Genomic DNA, 17,355 nt, shown 5'->3' on the forward strand with positions numbered 1-17,355 from the left:
CTAGTAGAGCGTGTAGAGCGTGTCAGTTGTTGGAGGTCTCCACGCATGGCAGTCCTGGACGTCCTGACCATGGGACGGAGCGGCGTCGACATCTACCCGTTGCAGTCGGGGGTCGGCCTGGCCGATGTCACCACGTTCGGCAAGTATCTGGGCGGCAGCCCTACCAATGTCGCGGTCGCCGCCGCGCGGTACGGCAGAAGCGCCGCGGTGATCACGAAAACCGGTGACGATCCCTTCGGGCAGTTCGTCCGCCAGGCCCTCGCGGGGTACCGGGTCGACAACGCGCACGTCGGTACGTCGGGCATCGCGCCGACCCCGGTGACGTTCTGCGAGATCTTCCCGCCGGACGACTTCCCGCTCTACTTCTACCGGCTGCCCAAGGCCCCCGACCTCGACATCCGCCCGGAGGAGCTGGACCTGGACGCCATCGCGTCGGCCCGGATCTTCTGGATGTCGGGTACGGGGCTGTGCGTGGAGCCGAGCCGGGCGGCGACCCTCGCCGCGCTGGAGCACCGGGCGAAGGCCGGCATCACGGTCTTCGACCTGGACTGGCGCCCGATGTTCTGGGAGGGCGAGGACGCCGGGAGCACGGAGGCGCGCGCCCTCTACCGGCAGGCCCTCGCGCACGCCACGGTCGCGGTCGGCAACCGGGAGGAGTGCGAGGTGGCGACCGGCGAGACCGAGCCGTACGCCGCCGCCCGCGCCCTGATCGGCCTCGGCGTCGAGATCGCCGTGGTCAAACAGGGTCCGAAGGGCGTACTCGCCATGGACAGGGCCGGCAACGCGGTCGAGGTGCCGCCGGTGCCCGTGGAGGTCGTCAACGGGCTCGGTGCCGGGGACGCCTTCGGCGGCGCCCTGTGCCACGGGCTGCTCGCCGACTGGGACCTGGAGCGGATGATGCGCTTCGCCAACGCCGCCGGCGCCCTCGTCGCGGGGGAGCTGGCCTGTTCGGACGCCATGCCCGACGCGGCACAGGTCGAAGCGAAGATCAAGGAGTCGACGGGTGTCTGACAAGGTCCAGCGGATCGTGGAGGCCCGGGTCCACAACCCCGGCGCCATCGCACAGGCCGCCGCACGGCGGATCAGAGCCGCGTCGCCGCTCGGCGCGCACGGCCGCGCCATGATCATCGCCGCCGACCACCCCGCCCGCGGCGCGAACGCCGTCGGCGGCGACCCCTCCGCCATGGCCGACCGCCACGCGCTCCTCGACCGGATGTGTGTCGCGCTGGAGCGCCCGGGGGTGACCGGGGTCCTCGCCACCGCCGACATCCTGGAGGATCTGCTGCTGCTCGGCGTCCTCGACGGCAAGAGCGTCTTCGGCTCGATGAACCGCGGCGGGCTCGCCGGATCCTCCTTCGAGATCGACGACCGCTTCACCGGTTACGACGCCGAGGCGATCGCCGCCATGGGCTTCGACGGCGGCAAGACCCTCACCCGGATCTGCCTCGACGACCCGGCCACCCCCTCCGTACTGGAGCAGACCGCCCGGGCCGTGGACGAGCTGAACGACCGCGAGCTGATCGCCATGGTCGAGCCGTTCCTCTCGTACTGGGAGAACGGCCGGATCCGCAACGACCTCTCCCCCGACGCCGTGATCAAGTCGATCACCATCGCCTCGGGCCTCGGCCGGCGCAGCGCCTACACCTGGCTCAAGCTGCCCGTCGTCGAGGAGATGGAGCGCGTCATGGCCTCGTCCACCCTGCCCGCGCTGCTCCTCGGCGGCGAGGTCAAGGACGCCGAGGCCGCGTTCAACGCCTGGCACAAGGCCCTCGCGCTGCCCACCGTCCAGGGCCTGATCGTCGGCCGTTCCCTTCTCTACCCCGCGGACGGCGATGTCGCCGGCGCCGTGGACCGGGCGGTGAGCCTGCTGTGACCAGTGAGCCTGCTGCGACTAAGGATTCCGCTGTGACCAAGGACAACGACGGCCTGCATCTGCCGGCCGGCTCCACCGCCGACGGCCCGTACACCACCGTCATCACCCCCGACTCCGCGCGCTGGGGCTTCTCCGGGCTGCGCGTCGCCGAACTGGCGCCGGGCGAGCCGCTCACCCTGACCACCGGCGACAGCGAGTATCTGGTGCTGCCGCTCAGCGGCTCCTGCACGGTCACGGTCGACGGTACGACGTTCCTGCTGGCCGGCCGCGACGGCGTCTTCGACGCGGTCACCGACTTCGCGTACGTCCCCCGGGACGCCGAGGCCGTGATCCGCAGCGAGCGCGGCGGACGCTTCGCCCTCCCCTCGGCCCGCTGCGAGCGGCGGCTGTCCCCCCGGTACGGTCCCGCCGAGGGCGTCCCGGCCGAGCTGCGCGGCGCCGGGAACTGCTCGCGCCAGGTCAACAACTACTGCCTCCCGCACACCTTCGACGCCGACCAGCTGCTGGTCTGCGAGGTGCTCACCCCCGGCGGCAACTGGTCCTCGTACCCGCCCCACAAGCACGACGAGGCGCGCGAGGGCGAGAGCGAGCTGGAGGAGATCTACTACTTCGAGGTCGCCGACGGCCCCGCGGGGCCCGGCTTCGGCTACCAGCGGGTGTACGGGACCGCGGAGCGCCCCCTCGATGTCCTGGCCGAGGTGCGCACCGGCGACGCCGTGCTCATCCCGCACGGCTGGCACGGCCCGTCCGTCGCGGCCCCCGGCTACGACCTCTACTACCTCAATGTGATGGCAGGGCCCGGTCAGGACCGCGCCTGGCTGATCTGCGACGACCCGGCGCACGGCTGGGTCCGCGCCACCTGGGAGGACCAGGAGACGGATCCCAGGCTGCCGTTCGGCACCGGAGCCACCCCGAAGGCCCCCCAGAAGAACGCGAAGGACGTGTGATGGAGACGGTACGGCTCACCACCGCGCAGGCGCTCGTCCGGTTCCTCGCGAACCAGTACAGCGAGCGCGACGGCCAGGAGCAGCGGTTCATCCCCGGGGTCTGGGGCATCTTCGGGCACGGCAATGTGGCCGGGGTCGGTCAGGCGCTGCTCCAGGCGGCCAGGACCGGCGAGGCCGACCTGCCGTACTACCTGGGCCGCAACGAGCAGGGCATGGTGCACGCGGCCGTGGCCTTCGCCAAGACGCGGGACCGGCTGGCCGCGCACGCGTGTACGGCGTCCACCGGGCCGGGCTCCACCAACATGATCACGGGCGCGGCGCTGGCGACCACCAACCGGCTGCCGGTGCTGCTGCTGCCGAGCGACATGTTCGCGACGCGCGCCGCCGATCCCGTGCTCCAGCAGCTGGAGGACACGCGCGGCGGGGACGTCTCCGTCAACGACGCGTTCCGCCCGGTGTCGAAGTACTTCGACCGGATCACCCGGCCCGAGCAGCTGATCCCGGCGGCGCTCGCCGCGCTGCGGGTGCTGACCGACCCGGTGGAGACCGGCGCGGTGACGCTCTGTCTGCCGCAGGACGTACAGGCGGAGGCGTACGACTGGCCGGTGGCGTTCTTCCGCCGCCGGGTGTGGCACATCGGCCGCCCGGTGCCGGAGCCGGCCGCGCTGGAGCGCGCCGCCGAGCTGCTGCGCACCGCCCGTAAGCCGCTGATCGTGGCGGGCGGCGGTGTGGTGTACTCCGGCGCCGAGAACCAGCTGCGGTCGTTCGCCGAGGCGACGGGCATCCCGGTCGCCGACACCCACGCGGGCAAGGGCGCGCTGCCCTGGGACCACCCGTCGGCGGTCGGCGGGGTCGGCTCCACCGGTACGGCGGCGGCCAACGCGCTCGCCGCCGAGGCCGATGTGGTGATCGGGATCGGCACGCGCTACAGCGACTTCACCACCGCCAGCCACACCGTCTTCGCCAACCCGGACGTCCGGTTCGTCAATCTGAACGTCGCCCGGCTGGACGCGGTGAAGCACTCCGCGGAACCGCTGGTCGCGGACGCCCGGCTGGGCCTCGCCGGTCTGGAGCGGGAGCTGGACGGCTGGAAGACGGACGACGCCTACCGGCAGCGGGTGCTGGAGCTGGCGGCCGAGTGGCGGCGCACCACCGACGACTGCTTCGCCGCCGGCCACGGTCCGCTGCCCGCCCAGACCGAGATCCTCGGCGCGCTGCGCGCGGGGCTCGACGACCGCGACGTGGTCATCAACGCGGCGGGCTCGCTGCCCGGCGACCTCCAGATGCTGTGGCGCTCGCGCGATCCGAAGGCGTACCACGTGGAGTACGCGTACTCCTGCATGGGGTACGAGGTGGCCGCGGGCCTCGGCGTCAAGATGGCCGATCCGAGCCGCGAGGTCGTCGTGCTGGTGGGCGACGGCTCGTATCTGATGATGTCCCAGGAGATCGTGACCATGGTCTCCGAGGGGATCAAGGTCATCATCGTCCTCGTCCAGAACCACGGCTTCGCGTCGATCGGCGCGCTGTCGGAGTCGCTCGGCTCGCAGCGGTTCGGCACCCGCTACCGCTACCGCGACCACGAGTCCGGCCAGCTCGACGGCGAGGTCCTGCCGGTCGACCTGGCCGCCAACGCCGCCTCGCTCGGCGCGGACGTCCTGCGGGCGTCCACCGTCGAGGAGTTCGGCGACGCGCTGGCCAAGGCGCGGGCGTCCGACCGTACGACCGTCGTGCACGTCGAGACGGATCTGTACGGGCCGAACCCGCCGGGCAGCGCCTGGTGGGACGTCCCGGTCAGCGAGGTCTCCGCGCTGGACTCGACGCGCGAGGCGTACGAGACGTACCGCGCCGCCAAGCGCTCCCAGCGCCACTATCTCTGAGCCCCGAGCCATCCGAGCCCCTGAGGAATTCCGACATGACTGTCATAGACCACTGGATCAACGGCGCGGCCACGGCCGGCGACTCGACCCGTACGGCCCCCGTCTTCGACCCGGCCACCGGAGTGTCCGGCACGCGGGTCCGGCTGGCCGAGACCTCCGACGTGGACGCGGCGGTCGCCGCCGCCTCGGCCGCCTTCGAGACCTGGGGCGAGACCTCGCTCGCGCAGCGGACCCGGGTGCTGTTCGCCTTCCGTGAGCTGCTGGTGCGCGACGAGGAGAAGCTGGCCCGGATCATCTCCGCCGAGCACGGCAAGACGGTGGACGACGCGCGCGGCGAGATCGCGCGCGGCCGGGAGGTCGTGGAGTACGCCTGCGGTCTGGGCGACATCCTGAAGGGGTCGTTCTCCGACCAGGTGTCCACCGATGTGGATGTGCACAACTTCCGCCAGCCGCTGGGCGTGGTCGCGGGCATCACCCCGTTCAACTTCCCCGCGATGGTGCCGCTGTGGATGCACCCCATCGCCATCGCCACCGGCAACACCTTCGTCCTCAAGCCCAGTGAGCGCGACCCGTCGGCCGCGAACCACGTCGCGGGGCTGTACGCCGAGGCCGGGCTGCCCGCCGGGGTGTTCAACGTCGTGCACGGCGACAAGGTCGCCGTCGACGCGATCCTCGACCACCCGGGGATCTCCGCCGTCTCCTTCGTCGGCTCCACCCCCATCGCCCGGTACGTGCACGAGCGCGGTACGGCGACCGGCAAGCGCGTCCAGGCGCTCGGCGGCGCCAAGAACCACGGTGTCGTCATGCCGGACGCCGACCTCGACTTCGCGGCCAAGCACCTGATCGCCGCCGCCTACGGCTCGGCCGGTGAGCGCTGCATGGCGATCTCCGTCGCCGTCGCGGTGGGCTCCGCGGCCGATCCGCTGGTGGAGATCCTGGAGCGCAAGGCCCGCGAGATCACCGTGGGCCCCGGCTCCGACCCGGCCACCGACATGGGCCCGCTGGTCACCGCCGCCGCCCGCGACCGCGTCACCGGCGCCGTCGCCGCCGGCGCCGCGCAGGGCGCCACCGTGGTGGTGGACGGGCGCGGGCTCAAGGTGGAGGGCCACGAGAACGGCTTCTTCGTCGGCCCGTCGCTCCTCGACCGGGTCACCGCCGAGATGGACGCGTACCGCGAGGAGATCTTCGGCCCGGTGCTCGCCGTGGTCCGCGTCGACACCGTCGACGAGGCGATCGCGCTGATCAACGCCAACCCGTACGGGAACGGCACCGCCGTCTTCACCTCCGACGGCGGCACCGCGCGCCACTTCCAGCGCAAGGTCAAGGTCGGCATGATCGGCGTCAATGTGCCGGTCCCGGTCCCGATGTCGTACTACTCCTTCGGCGGCTGGAAGGACTCCCTCATCGGCGACAGCCCCATCCACGGCCCCGAGGGCGTGCGCTTCTACACCCGCGTCAAGGTGGTCACGACCCGCTGGCCGCGGCGCGCGCAGGACGCCGGCGCCGGCTTCAGCTTCCCCACCAACAACTGACGCTCCCTCCCAGCTCCCCGCTCCACCTTCCTCTGTCCAGAGAGCCGCAGCCATGACAATGACGTCATCTTCTCCCCGGACCACCGTGGGCAATCTCTGCCTCGGTTCCGCGCCCGACTCGTGGGGCGTCTGGTTCGTCGAGGACGAGCACCAGGTCCCGTACACCCGCTTCCTCGACGAACTGGTCCAGGCCGGTTACGAGTGGCTGGAGCTGGGCCCGTACGGATATCTGCCCACCGAGCCCGAGCGCCTCGCCGAGGAGCTGTCCGCCCGGGGCCTCAAGGTCTCAGGCGGCACCGTCTTCGGCGCGCTGCACCGGCCCGAGGCGTGGGACGCGATGCTCGCCGAGGTGCTGCCGGTCGCGCGGCTCACCGCCGCGGCCGGGGCCCACCATCTCGTCTTCATCCCGCCGATGTACCGGGACGAGAAGACCGGCGCGTTCACCGAGAGCCCGGAGCTGACGGCCCCGCAGTGGGCCGGCTTCGGCCGGGCCGCCGACCGGCTCGGCAAGATCCTGCTGGAGGAGTACGACGTACGTCTCGTGCTGCACCCGCACGCGGACAGCCACATCCAGACGCAGCCCGAGATCGAGCGCTTCCTCAACGAGTCGGACCCGCGTTACGCGAACCTCTGCCTGGACACCGGTCATGTGGCGTACGGCGGCGGCGACAACCTGGATCTGATCCGGCGCTTCGGCGAGCGCGTCGGCTATGTCCACATCAAGCAGATGGACCCGGCCGTGCTGGCGCAGGTGACCGAGGAGAAGCTCTCCTTCGGCGAGGCCGTCAAGCGCGGGGTCTGCGTGGCACCGCCCGCCGGGGTCCCCGACCCGGCCGGGGTGGTCGAGGCGCTCGCCGGGCTCGACGCCGAGCTGTTCGTGATCGTCGAGCAGGACCTCTACCCGTGCGCGCCCGAGGTTCCGCTGCCCATCGCCGTACGGACGCGCCAGGTGCTGGGCGAGAGCGGCCTCACCGGGACCCGCAGGCCTGCCTTCCCGAACCCGTCCTGAGCCCGTCCTGAGCCCGTCCTGAACCCGCAACCGAGCCTCTCCGAAAGGGGGAACCCCTCATGACTGTCCGTATCGGCGTCATCGGCACCGGCATGATCGGCCAGGAGCACATCACCCGGCTGACCCATGTGATCACCGGCACCCGGGTCACCGCGGTGTTCGACATCGACACCGCCCGCGCCGAGAAGGTCGCCGCTTCGGTCGGCGCCCGCGCGCTGCCCAGCGGCGGCGCGGTCATCGACGCGCCCGATGTCGACGCCGTCGTCATCACCTCGTGGGGTCCCACCCACGCCGAGCACGTCCTCGCCGCCATCGCCGCGGGCAAGCCGGTCTTCTGCGAGAAGCCGCTGGCCACGACGGCCGAGGACTGCCTCAGGATCATCGAGGCCGAGACCGCCCACGGCCGCCGGCTGGTGCAGGTCGGCTTCATGCGCCGGTACGACTCCGGCTACCGGGAGATGAAGCGGGTCATCGAGTCCGGTGCGATCGGTGCGCCGCTGATCGTGCACTGCGCCCACCGCAACCCGAGCGTCCCCGACTCCTACACCTCCGAGATGGCCGCGCAGGACACGGCCGTCCACGAGATCGACGTACTGCGCTGGCTGCTCGACGACGAGATCCGCTCCGTACAGGTGCTGCGTCCGCGCCGGACCCGCAACCGGCAGGAGCACCTCCAGGATCCGCAGATCATGCTCTTCGAGACCGCCGAGGGCGTCCGGATCGATCTGGAGGTCTTCGTCAACTGCCGCTACGGATACGACATCCAGTGCGAGACCGTCGGCGAGGAGGGCCTCGTCAGGCTGCCCGACCCGGCGGCGGTCTCGGTACGCGGCGCCGGCCGCAACACCACCGCCGTCCTCCAGGACTGGCAGGGCCGCTTCGAGAACGCCTTCGACACCGAGTTCCGCGAGTGGGCGGCCTCCGTGGCGAACGGTACGGAGCCCACCGGCCCCTCGTCCTGGGACGGTTACGCCGCGACCGTCATCTCGGACGCCCTGGTCGTCTCGCTGCACTCCGGCGAGACGGTACCCATCGACGCGCTGGCCACCCGCCCCGCCTTCTACGGAGGAACCGACCGATGAAGATCGCCCTCGACCCGTACATGCTGCGCGCCCTGCCCATCAGGGAGATGGTGCGCACGGTCGCCGACCTCGGCTACGAGTACATCGAGCTGTCCCCGCGCGACGATTTCATGCCCTTCTTCCTGCATCCGCGCGCGGACGACGAGCGGGTGGCCGAGCTGAAGTCGGCGCTGGACGAGACCGGCGTACAGCTGGCGAGTGTGCTGCCGCTCTACAAGTGGTCGAGCCCGGACGAGACCGAGCGGCAGGCCGCCGTCCGCTACTGGAAGCGGATGATCGAGATCACCGCCCGGCTCGGCTGTCCGCTGATGAACTCGGAGTTCAACGGGCGTCCCGAGGCAGCGGCGGCGAGCGAGGCCGCGTTCTGGCGGTCGCTGGAGGAGCTGCTGCCGGAGTTCGAGCGGGAGGGCATCGCACTCAATCTGGAGGCCCACCCGGACGACTTCTGCGAGGAGAACGACCCGGCGGTCGATCTCGTGCGCGCCATCAACAAGCCGTACGTGAACTACCTGTACTGCGCGCCGCACAGCTTCCATCTCTCCGGTTCCGACCCGGGCGCGGACATCGAGAAGATGCTGCGGTACGCGGGCGACAAGCTCCAGCACCTGCACATCGCGGACACCTTCAACCACAAGGGCTCCTCCGGGCTGCGCTACATCCTCAACCCGCCCGGCACGGCCGCCAGGATCCACCAGCACCTGGACATCGGCCAGGGCGAGGTGGACTGGAACACCTTCTTCTCCACACTGCGCGACATGAACTTCGACGGGGTGGCGACGGTGTGTGTCTTCGCGTGGGAGGAGCGGGCGAGGGAGTCGTCGGCGTTCATGCTGGACCGGGTGACGAAGGAGCTGGCGCGGTAGGCGGCGTGGGGGTCGCCGTTGTATCTCAACGGGGCTTGTCCCAACGGGCGCCGTCTCAACGGGCGTTGTAGACGACGGCGTCCTCCCGCGCGCCGTACTCCCGGAAGACCTCGATGGCCTCGTCGCGGAGTACACCGCGGTCCACCCGGATCCCGCGCTCGCCGAACTGCTCGGCCCAGTCCTCACGCATGGGGCCCTCGTCGAAGCCGGTGAGCGCCTCCACCTCGGGTCCGTCGCCCGCGATCAGCAGGCGGCGGACCCCGGACCACATGGCCGCGCCGTAACACATCACGCACGGACGCCAGTTGACGACGAGCTCCAGCTCGGGGGCGCCGGGCGCGCCCAGGTTCCAGGTGGAGAGCCGGGTCTGGGCGAGGGAGAGGGCCACCACCTCGGCGTGGGTCGAGGAGAGCCCCGAGGACAGGACGAGGTTGACGCCGGCGGAGACGAGTCGCCCGGTGGCGGAGTCCACGACGAGGGCCGCGAAGGGGCCGCCGGTGTCCTCCCGGTGGTTGCGTTCGGCGAGCCGGTTGGCCAGCCGTATCCGGTCCTCGTCGGTGGGCAGGACCTCGGGGACTCCGGCGAGTTCGGACAGGACCCAGTCGGGCAGCCGGGCGCCGAAGGAGGTCGCGAGGGCGGAAGTGTCCATGGCGGTTTCTCCGATGATGTCGAGTGATGCCGAGTGATGTCGACGAGGTGGTGGACGGTATCGGACGGGGCGGACGCCCGGGTCAGAGGTCGAGCAGGAGTTCCGCGCTGTGCGCGCGGGAGCAGCAGAGGGTGATGTGGGTGTTCGCGGCCTGTTCCGCCGGGCTCTGCACCTCGTCGCGGTGGTCGGGCTCGCCCGCGAGTACCGGTGTCAGACACGCACCGCACATCCCCTGCTCGCAGGAGAGTCCGATCTCGACGCCGTGTGCGGTGAGCACGTCCGCGATGGTGCGGTCGGCGGGTACGGGATAGCGCTCGCCGGTGCTGGCGAGGCGGACGGTGAAGCCGGTGCCCGCCTCGTGAGGCACGGATGCCCCCACCGTCGGTGTCGGTGCCGGTCCCGGTGTCGGTGTGAACCGCTCGGTGTGGAGCTGCTCCGGCCGCCAGCCGAGGGCGCTCGCCCCGTCGCGTACACACGCCATGAAGCCGGCCGGACCGCACACGTATACGGCCGTCTCCGGGTCCGGGACCAGCAGGTCACCGGGGAGGCCGGTGCGGACGCTGTCGCCCCGGTCACCGCGGTGGCTCACCACCCGCCCGGCGAAGGAGGACTCCGCCAGCCGCTCCGCCAGCGGTGCCCGCGCCGCGCTGGAGGTGTAGTGGTGCAGGCGGAACGGCGCGCCGCGCGCGGCCAGGGTCTCGGCCATCGAGAGCAGCGGTGTGATGCCGATGCCTCCCGCGACGAGCACGTACCGCCGCGCGGACACCAGCGGGAAGAGGTTGCGCGGCGCGGAGACACGGAGCCGCCGGCCCACCGTGATCTCCCGGTGCAGGGCCAGGGAACCGCCACGTCCCGTGTCCTCCCGGTGTACGCAGATGAGGTAACGGTCCTTCTCCCGGGGCGAGTTGCAGAGCGAGTACGGGCGGATGAGCGCCGGGCCGCCGTCCGCCCGGTCGAGGTGTACGTCGATGTGCGCGCCGGCGTCGAAGGGCGGCAACGTACCGGTGACGGGGCGGAGTTCGTAGCTGCGGCTGGTGGCGGAGGCCAGGGTGACGGCGTGGACGATGACATCGAGGGTCTGCACGGCCATGGCTCCTACGCGGTGAAGAAGTGGCTCAGGCCCATGTCGCGCAGCCCGCGCCGGTAGGCGATGGAGCTGCGGTCGGCGGGGATGTGCACTTCGAGCCGGGGGTCCAGGGGCAGGTTCTCAGGTTTCTGCACCTCGACGATGGCACGGTCCTCCTCGAACACCTTCCGGTTGAAGTCGTACACGTCCTGGACCGGCCCGTCGGTGTCGAAGTCGCGGGCGATCGGGGCGAACATCCGGGTCTTCCTGGCCGAGACGGGGGAGGCCGCGTTCATGATGTTGAGGCGTCCGCCGCCGGGGAAGTGCACCACGAGGGTGGCGGTGAAAGGCAGATGGACGTCGAAGTGGCGCAGCCACTGGAAGTCCGGCGGGGCCTGCGGGCCGCCGCGCGCGTAGTTGCTGACCGTGCTCCAGTAGTCGACGGAGAAGCCGCGGTCGTGGCGGACCGGGGAGTAGTCGGGGACAGCGGTGTTGTCGGGGTCGCCGAAGGAGTCGAGATGGACGAAGCCGAAGTGGGCGACGTCGAGGAACCCTTCGAGCTGGCGGCCCGCGAACGCGGCGATGTCGATGCTGGGGCAGGTGATCCGCTGGAACCCCTCGTCGTCCCAGTGGGCCATGCGCGGTACGGGCGCCACGGCCGCCGGGTCCCGCCGCTCCTCGTCGGTCGGCCGCAGACACGTCCACACCAGTCCGTACCGCTCGACGACGGGGAAGGTCCGCAGGTTCAGCCGGGCGGGGATCTTCGCTGCGGGGTGCGCCGGTACGTCCGTACACCTGCCGCCCGCGCCGAAGCGCAGGCCGTGGTAGGCGCAGGTGATGCCCGCGCCGTCGCCGCCGCCGAGGCTGAGCGGGACACCGCGGTGCGGGCAGATGTCGTGGGCGACGACGGCCTCGCCGTCCACCCGGTAGGCCACGAGCGTCTCGTCCAGCAGCCGTACGGCCACGGGCCGGCCGCCGACCTCGCGGGAGAGCGCGACGGGGTACCAGTGGCGGGCCAGGATCGCCCAGTCACCGGGGTCGAAGGTGCACTCCCTGGGCAGGGCGGGAGGGGGTACGACGGTGGTCATGGTGAGGTCCTTCTGCGCATACGTCCCCGCCGGAGGGGACGGAGGGAGGGAGCTGGAGGGCTACGGGCCGCGTGTCGCTCAGCCGCGGGCGGCGGCGGAGCGGAGCGGCACACCGTGGGCCACACGCCCCCGCGTCCAGGCCGACTGGTGGACACGGCTGCGGAGGTCCGCCGGACGTGCGCTGCTGAGGCTCATACCGGCTCCCTTCCGTCTCGTATGCGTGGAGAGAGAGTGACGTACCGAAATTTCCCGGTCGTTCCGTGATCGTTTCCGGCCTGTTGCCTGCTCCGCATGGTGCGAGAAGGGGCACGAACGGCCGCCGGCCCCACCCGTCCGCGCCGAGGCGGGGCAGGTGGGGCCGGTGTTGTGCCGGGCGCGGGTCCGTCAGTAGGGACCGTTGACGTTGTCGATCGAGCCGTACCGGGCGGCGGCGTAGTTGCACGCGGCGGTGATGTTGGCGACCGGGTCGTAGCTGTTCAGGGACGTACCGGGCACGTGGTACGTCTGGAACGTGGGGTCGATGACCTGGAGGAGCCCCTTGGAGGGGATGCCGTTCTGGGCGTTGATGTCCCAGTTGTTGATGGCCATCGGGTTGCCCGAGGACTCACGCATGATGTTGCGGTAGATGCCGTTGTAGCTGCCGGGGATACCGCGCGCGGCCATGATGTCCAGGGACTCCCGGATCCAGCCGTCCAGGTTGTTGCTGTACGACTTCAGGGCCGCGGGAGCGGCGGTGACGGTCTTGGCGGCCGTCTTGGTGGCCGTCTTCGGCGCGGCCTTCGGGGCGGCCTTCACCGTGGCCTTGGCGGCCGTACCGAGCTTCAGCGTGAGGCCGGGGCGGATGTGGGACGGGTTGGTCCCGATGGCCCCGCGGTTGTCCGCGTACAGCTTCTTCCAGCCGCCGCTGAGCGAGTGCGCCTTCGCGATCTTGGAGAGCGAGTCGCCCAGGACCACGGAGTAGGTGGTGGGGACGGCCTTCACCGCGTTGTCGGAGGCCTGGGGCACCGAGGCCGCCGGGGCGGTGACGGGCGCGGCCTGGGCGGTGGTGGCGGCGAGCAGGGGCAGGGCCAGTACGGCACCCCCCGCGCTCACGGCGACGGCGCCACGGGCGAGCGGGTTCGTTCTGGGGCGGCGGTGCTTCGCCTTGTGCTTCGCCCTGACGACAGCCTTTGCGAACATGACGCGTTCCTCTCCGTCGCCTGCGAGGTGAGCTGTCGGGTTCGGGCAGGAGATGCCCGGTCACGCGGTGTACACGAGACTTCACCCCAAGCCGGTCCGTACACGGACCGGCGACTTACCTGGGTCCCCCGCTCCTGCCGTACATGAGTGGGTTGGTGGGTTGACCGGACAGCGGCAGGATTCGGCGTTCCATCCGGAGTGACGTGAACTTAAGCGAGAACAGCGGAACCGAACAAGTCCGGAATTCAATGCGCTCTCCGGCGCGGAAAGATCAAATCCCGCAATTCCCGCCGGGCGTACGAAATACGCGCCCTCCCGGCCGCCACACCCACCCCGCCACCGTGATGCACGTCACCCCCGTAGGGCGAACATAAAAGGACAAGACACCCAAATATCACCCATACAACCCGGGCGGCGAGGCACCGAAGGGCGCGGTCGGAGCACCTGACCGCACATCAAAAACGCACCGGGCACGTAATTCGCCGAGGAATTCACCAACACCCCTTCCGGTCGAGTGGCGTTGCCTTCGGAGAACCGCGCCGGGATACCGAGCGAGCGTGTTCCGAATACGCGTCAGAAACCGGACGTGCTCGGCCATCAGGACCGGCCGGGTGCGGATCGCGGGGGACGGAACGGTATACGGAAACAGAAACGGGAGCGGGGCCGACGTGCGGCCCCGCTCCCGTGTTCCTGGCGCCCGGTACTCCCGGTACTAGACCAGCGCGGGCTCCGGCTCCAGCTCGGACTCCGTCTCGGGCTTCGGCTCCGCCTTGGACGGCGCCTTGGCCTTCGCCGGGGTCACGGCGGCGGGGGCGGTCTCCGGGGATTCCGCGGTCTCCTCGGAGCCGTCGCCGTCGACCTCGATGAGGTCGAGGTGCCCGCGGATCGTCTCCACCGGCAGTCCGAGCTCGTCGGCGGCGTTCTGCTCGCTGCCGAAGACCTCGACCGCCTCCGCCACGGCCTCGGCCAGCTCCACCTTGGCCTTGCGCAGCTTGGCCTCGGCCTTGTCGATCGTGTCGACGACGGCCAGCTGGCGCCGCTGCTTCTCCTGGAGCTTCTGCTTGCGGGACGGGCTCTTCTCGGGGGTTTGCGAAGTCATGGCCAAGATCATAAACCGACCGTCGGCCAGGCCCGAAATCCCCAACCGGCGTCCGCGAGAGGGCTGTTCCCCGGCCGGACGGGAGCGCGCCAGGGGCACCATGATCCCGTACCGCCAGCCCGGGACCGGCGCGTATGGCAGTGTTGTCCCGGTCGGTCCAGAGCCGCCGGACGAGCGGGATACGGCGAGGACGACCCCGGGGCAGTGAGTCCCGGGTGGGAGCGGCACCGGCCCCCGGTGTCCGAGCGACGGCGAGCGACCGGTCCCACGGCCGGCCGCAGCAGTGCGGAGGCAAGTCGGTGAGCGCGCCGCTCTACCAGCTGAAGGCGGAGTTCTTCAAGACGCTCGGGCATCCGGTACGGATCCGGGTGCTTGAGCTGCTGAGCGAGCGCGAGCACGCGGTCGCGGAGATGCTGCCGGAGGTAGGGGTCGAGCCCGCCCATCTGTCACAGCAGCTGGCCGTCCTGCGCCGGGCGAATCTGGTGGTCACCCGCCGCGAGGGCTCCGTCGTCCACTACTCGCTGGCCAGCCCCCAGGTCGCGGAGCTGCTGAGGGTCGCACGCACGATCCTGTCCGGGGTACTGGCCGGCCAGGCCGAGCTGCTGGCGGACCTCCGGGCCGCGGATCCGGACACCGCACCCCGCCGCCGGGGGCCCGCGTAAGCGCGGTACGTACGTGAGCGGCCCCGCGTAGGCGCTGGGCCCACGTGAGCGGCCCCGCGTAAGCGCTGGGCGTACGCGACGCGCGTACGCGCCGACGTCCGCTACGGCGTCGCGCCGACCCCCGTGTCGTGCAGTTCGGCCAGCAGATCCTGCCGGCCCGCGAGCATGACGGTCAGGATCCGCCGCGCCGCCCGCATCAGCTCCGCCACATCGCCGCCGGCCAGCTCGTACACCACCGTCGCGCCCTCCCGGGTCGCGGTCACGATGCCCGACCGGCGCAACACCGCCAGCTGCTGCGAGAGGCTCGACGGCTCGATCTCGATGGCCGCGAGCAGATCCCGTACCGGCATCGGCCCGTCCTGAAGCAGTTCGAGCACGCGGATGCGGACCGGGTGGCCGAGCATCCGGAAGAACTCCGCCTTCGCCTGGTACAGCGGCACCGGCATCGCGTTCACCTCTCGCCCACCTCACCCGTATCGCGGCACTCTCGGCCTGTCACAACCTGTCTCGACCCTGGAGACCCTAGTGCCCCTCCGGCACCGGAGGACGCGGACGGCTTGAAGAAGTCTTCAATTCGGCAGATCAGTATGTTGCCATCCTCTAAGGTGATCGAACGAGTACACGACGATGAGGGTGGGAGTCATGGCAAGCACGGACGTGGCACTGAAGGACGCGATGATGATCGAGGGAGCCGTCGGCACGGCACTCGTCGACTACACCAGCGGCATGGCCCTGGGCGTGCTAGGGGGCGGCAGGGACCTGGACCTCGGCGTCGCCGCCGCGGGAAACACCGATGTCGTACGCGCCAAGGTCCGCGCGCTGGAGACGCTCGGCATCGAGGACACCATCGAGGACATCCTCATCACGCTCCGGACGCAGTACCACGTACTGCGCCCGCTGTCCGGGCCGACCACCAAGGGGCTGTTTCTCTACCTGGTGCTCGACCGGACGCGCGCCAACCTGGCCATGGCCCGCCACCAGTTGAAGCGCATCGAGAACGACATAGAGATCTGACCGGGCCGCGGTCCGGCACCGGACCGCTCCACCGCTTTGTATCCTCGGCGGGTGCCACCATCGGCGCGGCATCCGCGAGAGGAACGACCATGACGACCGAGCTGAGCCCCGACGCCCCGACCGACACGGCAGAGACGGCCTCGACGGCCGGCACGGCCGCCCTGCCGGATCTCCTCGACCGGGCCCGTCAGGAGTACCGGGACCTCGCCGCGCGCGGCCTCGCGCTGGACCTGACCCGCGGCAAGCCGGCGCCGGCGCAGCTCGACCTCTCCGGGGAGCTGCTCAGCCTGCCGGGCGCGCGGTACACCGCCGCCGACGGCACGGACGTACGCAACTACGGCGGCCTGCAGGGGCTGCCCGAGCTGCGGGAGATCTTCGCCGGGGTGCTCCAGGTGCCGGCCGGACAGCTCCTCGCGGCCGGGAACTCCAGCCTGGAGCTGATGCACGACTGCCTGGTGCACGCCCTGCTGAGCGTGGTCCCGGGCGCCGGGTCCCGCTGGGTGGACCAGGAGCGGATCGCGTTCCTGTGTCCGGTGCCCGGATACGACCGGCACTTCGCGCTCTGCGAACGGTTCGGGATCGACATGATCCCGGTGCCGATGACCGCCGAGGGACCGGACATGGACGCCGTGGAGCGGCTCGTCGCGGAGGACCCGGCGGTCAAGGGCATCTGGTGCGTACCGAAGTACAGCAACCCGGACGGCGTCACCTACAGCGACGCGACGGTGACGCGGCTCGCCTCGATGAGCACGGCCGCGCCGGACTTCCGGATCTTCTGGGACAACGCGTACGCCGCCCACGACCTCACCGACGAGCCGGTCCCCGTCGCCGATCTGCTCGCCGCCTGCGCCTCGGCCGGGAACCCGGACCGGGCGTTCGTGTTCGGCTCCACCTCGAAGATCACCGCGGCGGGCGCGGGCGTCGCGTTCTTCGGCTCGTCGCCCGCGAACGTGCAGTGGCTGCTCGGCAACAACGCGAAGCGGTCGATCGGCCCCGACAAGGTCAACCAGCTGCGGCACGCCCTGTTCCTGCGGGACGCGGACGGGGTGCGGACCCACATGGAGCGCCAGCGCGCCGTGCTGCGGCCCAAGTTCGACACGGTGGCGCGGCTCCTGGAAGCCGGTCTCGGCGGGACCGGGCTCGCGACCTGGACCTCGCCGAAGGGCGGGTACTTCGTCACCCTCCAGGTCGAGGACGGCTGCGCCAAGGAGGTCGTACGCCGGGCCGCCGAGGCGGGCATCGTGCTGACCCCGGCCGGCGCCACGCACCCGTACGGCGACGACCCGCGCGACGCGGTCATCCGGATCGCGCCCAGCTACCCGGGGCTCGCGGAGCTGGAGCAGGCCATCGAGGGGCTCACGGTCTGCGTCCGGCTGGTGGGGTACGAGCGGCGGGCCGCCGCCGAAGCGAAGTAG

Annotated in this window: 17 protein-coding genes and 1 riboswitch; of the genes, 11 read left to right on the forward strand and 6 right to left on the reverse strand. The window is 71.1% G+C overall.

Annotated elements, in window-relative coordinates:
• Positions 1 to 45: 45 nt before the first annotated feature.
• The 8 genes from iolC to AB0389_RS06150 are packed head-to-tail and all read left to right on the forward strand — an operon-like array spanning position 46 to position 9,183.
• A complete protein-coding gene (iolC, locus tag AB0389_RS06115; protein WP_366394124.1) occupies positions 46 to 1,011 on the forward strand; it encodes a 5-dehydro-2-deoxygluconokinase in 966 nt (321 codons plus the stop codon).
• Complete coding sequence (locus tag AB0389_RS06120) at positions 1,004 to 1,873, forward strand: aldolase (RefSeq protein WP_366394125.1); 870 nt, start codon at positions 1,004 to 1,006, stop codon at positions 1,871 to 1,873. The genes iolC and AB0389_RS06120 overlap by 8 nt, the downstream gene beginning before the upstream one ends.
• 32 nt (positions 1,874 to 1,905) lie before the next feature.
• Positions 1,906 to 2,820 (forward strand): 5-deoxy-glucuronate isomerase, encoded by a 915-nt coding sequence (gene iolB / locus AB0389_RS06125; protein WP_366394126.1) that lies wholly within the window; start codon positions 1,906 to 1,908, stop codon positions 2,818 to 2,820.
• A complete protein-coding gene (gene iolD, locus AB0389_RS06130) occupies positions 2,820 to 4,697 on the forward strand; it encodes a 3D-(3,5/4)-trihydroxycyclohexane-1,2-dione acylhydrolase (decyclizing) (RefSeq protein WP_366394127.1) in 1,878 nt (625 codons plus the stop codon). The genes iolB and iolD overlap by 1 nt, the downstream gene beginning before the upstream one ends.
• 35 nt (positions 4,698 to 4,732) lie before the next feature.
• Positions 4,733 to 6,229: a CoA-acylating methylmalonate-semialdehyde dehydrogenase gene (locus tag AB0389_RS06135; protein WP_366394128.1), complete on the forward strand. Its 1,497-nt coding sequence runs from the start codon at positions 4,733 to 4,735 to the stop codon at positions 6,227 to 6,229.
• Between the two features lie 58 nt (positions 6,230 to 6,287).
• Positions 6,288 to 7,238: a TIM barrel protein gene (locus AB0389_RS06140; protein WP_366394289.1), complete on the forward strand. Its 951-nt coding sequence runs from the start codon at positions 6,288 to 6,290 to the stop codon at positions 7,236 to 7,238.
• A 59-nt stretch (positions 7,239 to 7,297) separates the two neighbouring features.
• Positions 7,298 to 8,320 carry a Gfo/Idh/MocA family oxidoreductase gene (locus AB0389_RS06145; protein ID WP_366394129.1) on the forward strand — a complete coding sequence of 341 codons (1,023 nt, stop codon included), beginning with the start codon at positions 7,298 to 7,300 and terminating at the stop codon, positions 8,318 to 8,320.
• Positions 8,317 to 9,183 carry a sugar phosphate isomerase/epimerase gene (locus AB0389_RS06150; RefSeq protein ID WP_366394130.1) on the forward strand — a complete coding sequence of 289 codons (867 nt, stop codon included), beginning with the start codon at positions 8,317 to 8,319 and terminating at the stop codon, positions 9,181 to 9,183. The genes AB0389_RS06145 and AB0389_RS06150 overlap by 4 nt, the downstream gene beginning before the upstream one ends.
• A gap of 55 nt (positions 9,184 to 9,238) precedes the next feature.
• Here the strand turns inward: AB0389_RS06150 and AB0389_RS06155 are convergent, their stop codons facing one another.
• The 5 genes from AB0389_RS06155 to AB0389_RS06175 all read right to left on the reverse strand — a co-directional run bounded on the left by AB0389_RS06155 (position 9,239) and on the right by AB0389_RS06175 (position 14,264).
• The gene (locus AB0389_RS06155; protein WP_366394131.1) at positions 9,239 to 9,832 is read right to left on the reverse strand and encodes a nucleoside deaminase; all 594 of its coding nucleotides are present in this window, start codon (positions 9,830 to 9,832) and stop codon (positions 9,239 to 9,241) included.
• Positions 9,833 to 9,914: 82 nt separating this feature from the next.
• The gene (locus tag AB0389_RS06160; protein ID WP_366394132.1) at positions 9,915 to 10,922 is read right to left on the reverse strand and encodes a PDR/VanB family oxidoreductase; all 1,008 of its coding nucleotides are present in this window, start codon (positions 10,920 to 10,922) and stop codon (positions 9,915 to 9,917) included.
• A 5-nt stretch (positions 10,923 to 10,927) separates the two neighbouring features.
• On the reverse strand, positions 10,928 to 11,986 hold the full coding sequence (locus AB0389_RS06165) for an aromatic ring-hydroxylating dioxygenase subunit alpha (RefSeq protein WP_366394133.1): 1,059 nt from the start codon (positions 11,984 to 11,986) through the stop codon (positions 10,928 to 10,930).
• Between the two features lie 384 nt (positions 11,987 to 12,370).
• Positions 12,371 to 13,165: a LysM peptidoglycan-binding domain-containing protein gene (locus tag AB0389_RS06170; RefSeq protein WP_366394134.1), complete on the reverse strand. Its 795-nt coding sequence runs from the start codon at positions 13,163 to 13,165 to the stop codon at positions 12,371 to 12,373.
• A 4-nt stretch (positions 13,166 to 13,169) separates the two neighbouring features.
• A riboswitch (cyclic di-AMP (ydaO/yuaA leader) is annotated at positions 13,170 to 13,362 on the reverse strand.
• 515 nt (positions 13,363 to 13,877) lie between these two features.
• Complete coding sequence (locus AB0389_RS06175) at positions 13,878 to 14,264, reverse strand: hypothetical protein (RefSeq protein WP_366394135.1); 387 nt, start codon at positions 14,262 to 14,264, stop codon at positions 13,878 to 13,880.
• A 299-nt stretch (positions 14,265 to 14,563) separates the two neighbouring features.
• Here AB0389_RS06175 and AB0389_RS06180 point away from each other — a divergent pair, with 299 nt between their 5' ends.
• A complete protein-coding gene (locus AB0389_RS06180; protein ID WP_366394136.1) occupies positions 14,564 to 14,926 on the forward strand; it encodes a metalloregulator ArsR/SmtB family transcription factor in 363 nt (120 codons plus the stop codon).
• 101 nt (positions 14,927 to 15,027) lie between these two features.
• On the opposite strand, the gene AB0389_RS06185 is transcribed toward AB0389_RS06180, so the two are convergent.
• Positions 15,028 to 15,372 carry a metalloregulator ArsR/SmtB family transcription factor gene (locus tag AB0389_RS06185; RefSeq protein ID WP_366394290.1) on the reverse strand — a complete coding sequence of 115 codons (345 nt, stop codon included), beginning with the start codon at positions 15,370 to 15,372 and terminating at the stop codon, positions 15,028 to 15,030.
• Positions 15,373 to 15,568: 196 nt separating this feature from the next.
• Here AB0389_RS06185 and AB0389_RS06190 point away from each other — a divergent pair, with 196 nt between their 5' ends.
• Together AB0389_RS06190 and AB0389_RS06195 are read left to right on the forward strand one after the other, a co-directional pair.
• Positions 15,569 to 15,940, forward strand: a complete 372-nt coding sequence (locus tag AB0389_RS06190) for a hypothetical protein (protein WP_366394137.1) — start codon at positions 15,569 to 15,571, stop codon at positions 15,938 to 15,940.
• A gap of 89 nt (positions 15,941 to 16,029) precedes the next feature.
• On the forward strand, positions 16,030 to 17,355 hold the full coding sequence (locus AB0389_RS06195) for an aminotransferase class I/II-fold pyridoxal phosphate-dependent enzyme (protein ID WP_366394138.1): 1,326 nt from the start codon (positions 16,030 to 16,032) through the stop codon (positions 17,353 to 17,355).

Source organism: Streptomyces sp. NPDC093109 (assembly GCF_040701725.1).
Lineage (GTDB): Bacteria > Actinomycetota > Actinomycetes > Streptomycetales > Streptomycetaceae > Streptomyces.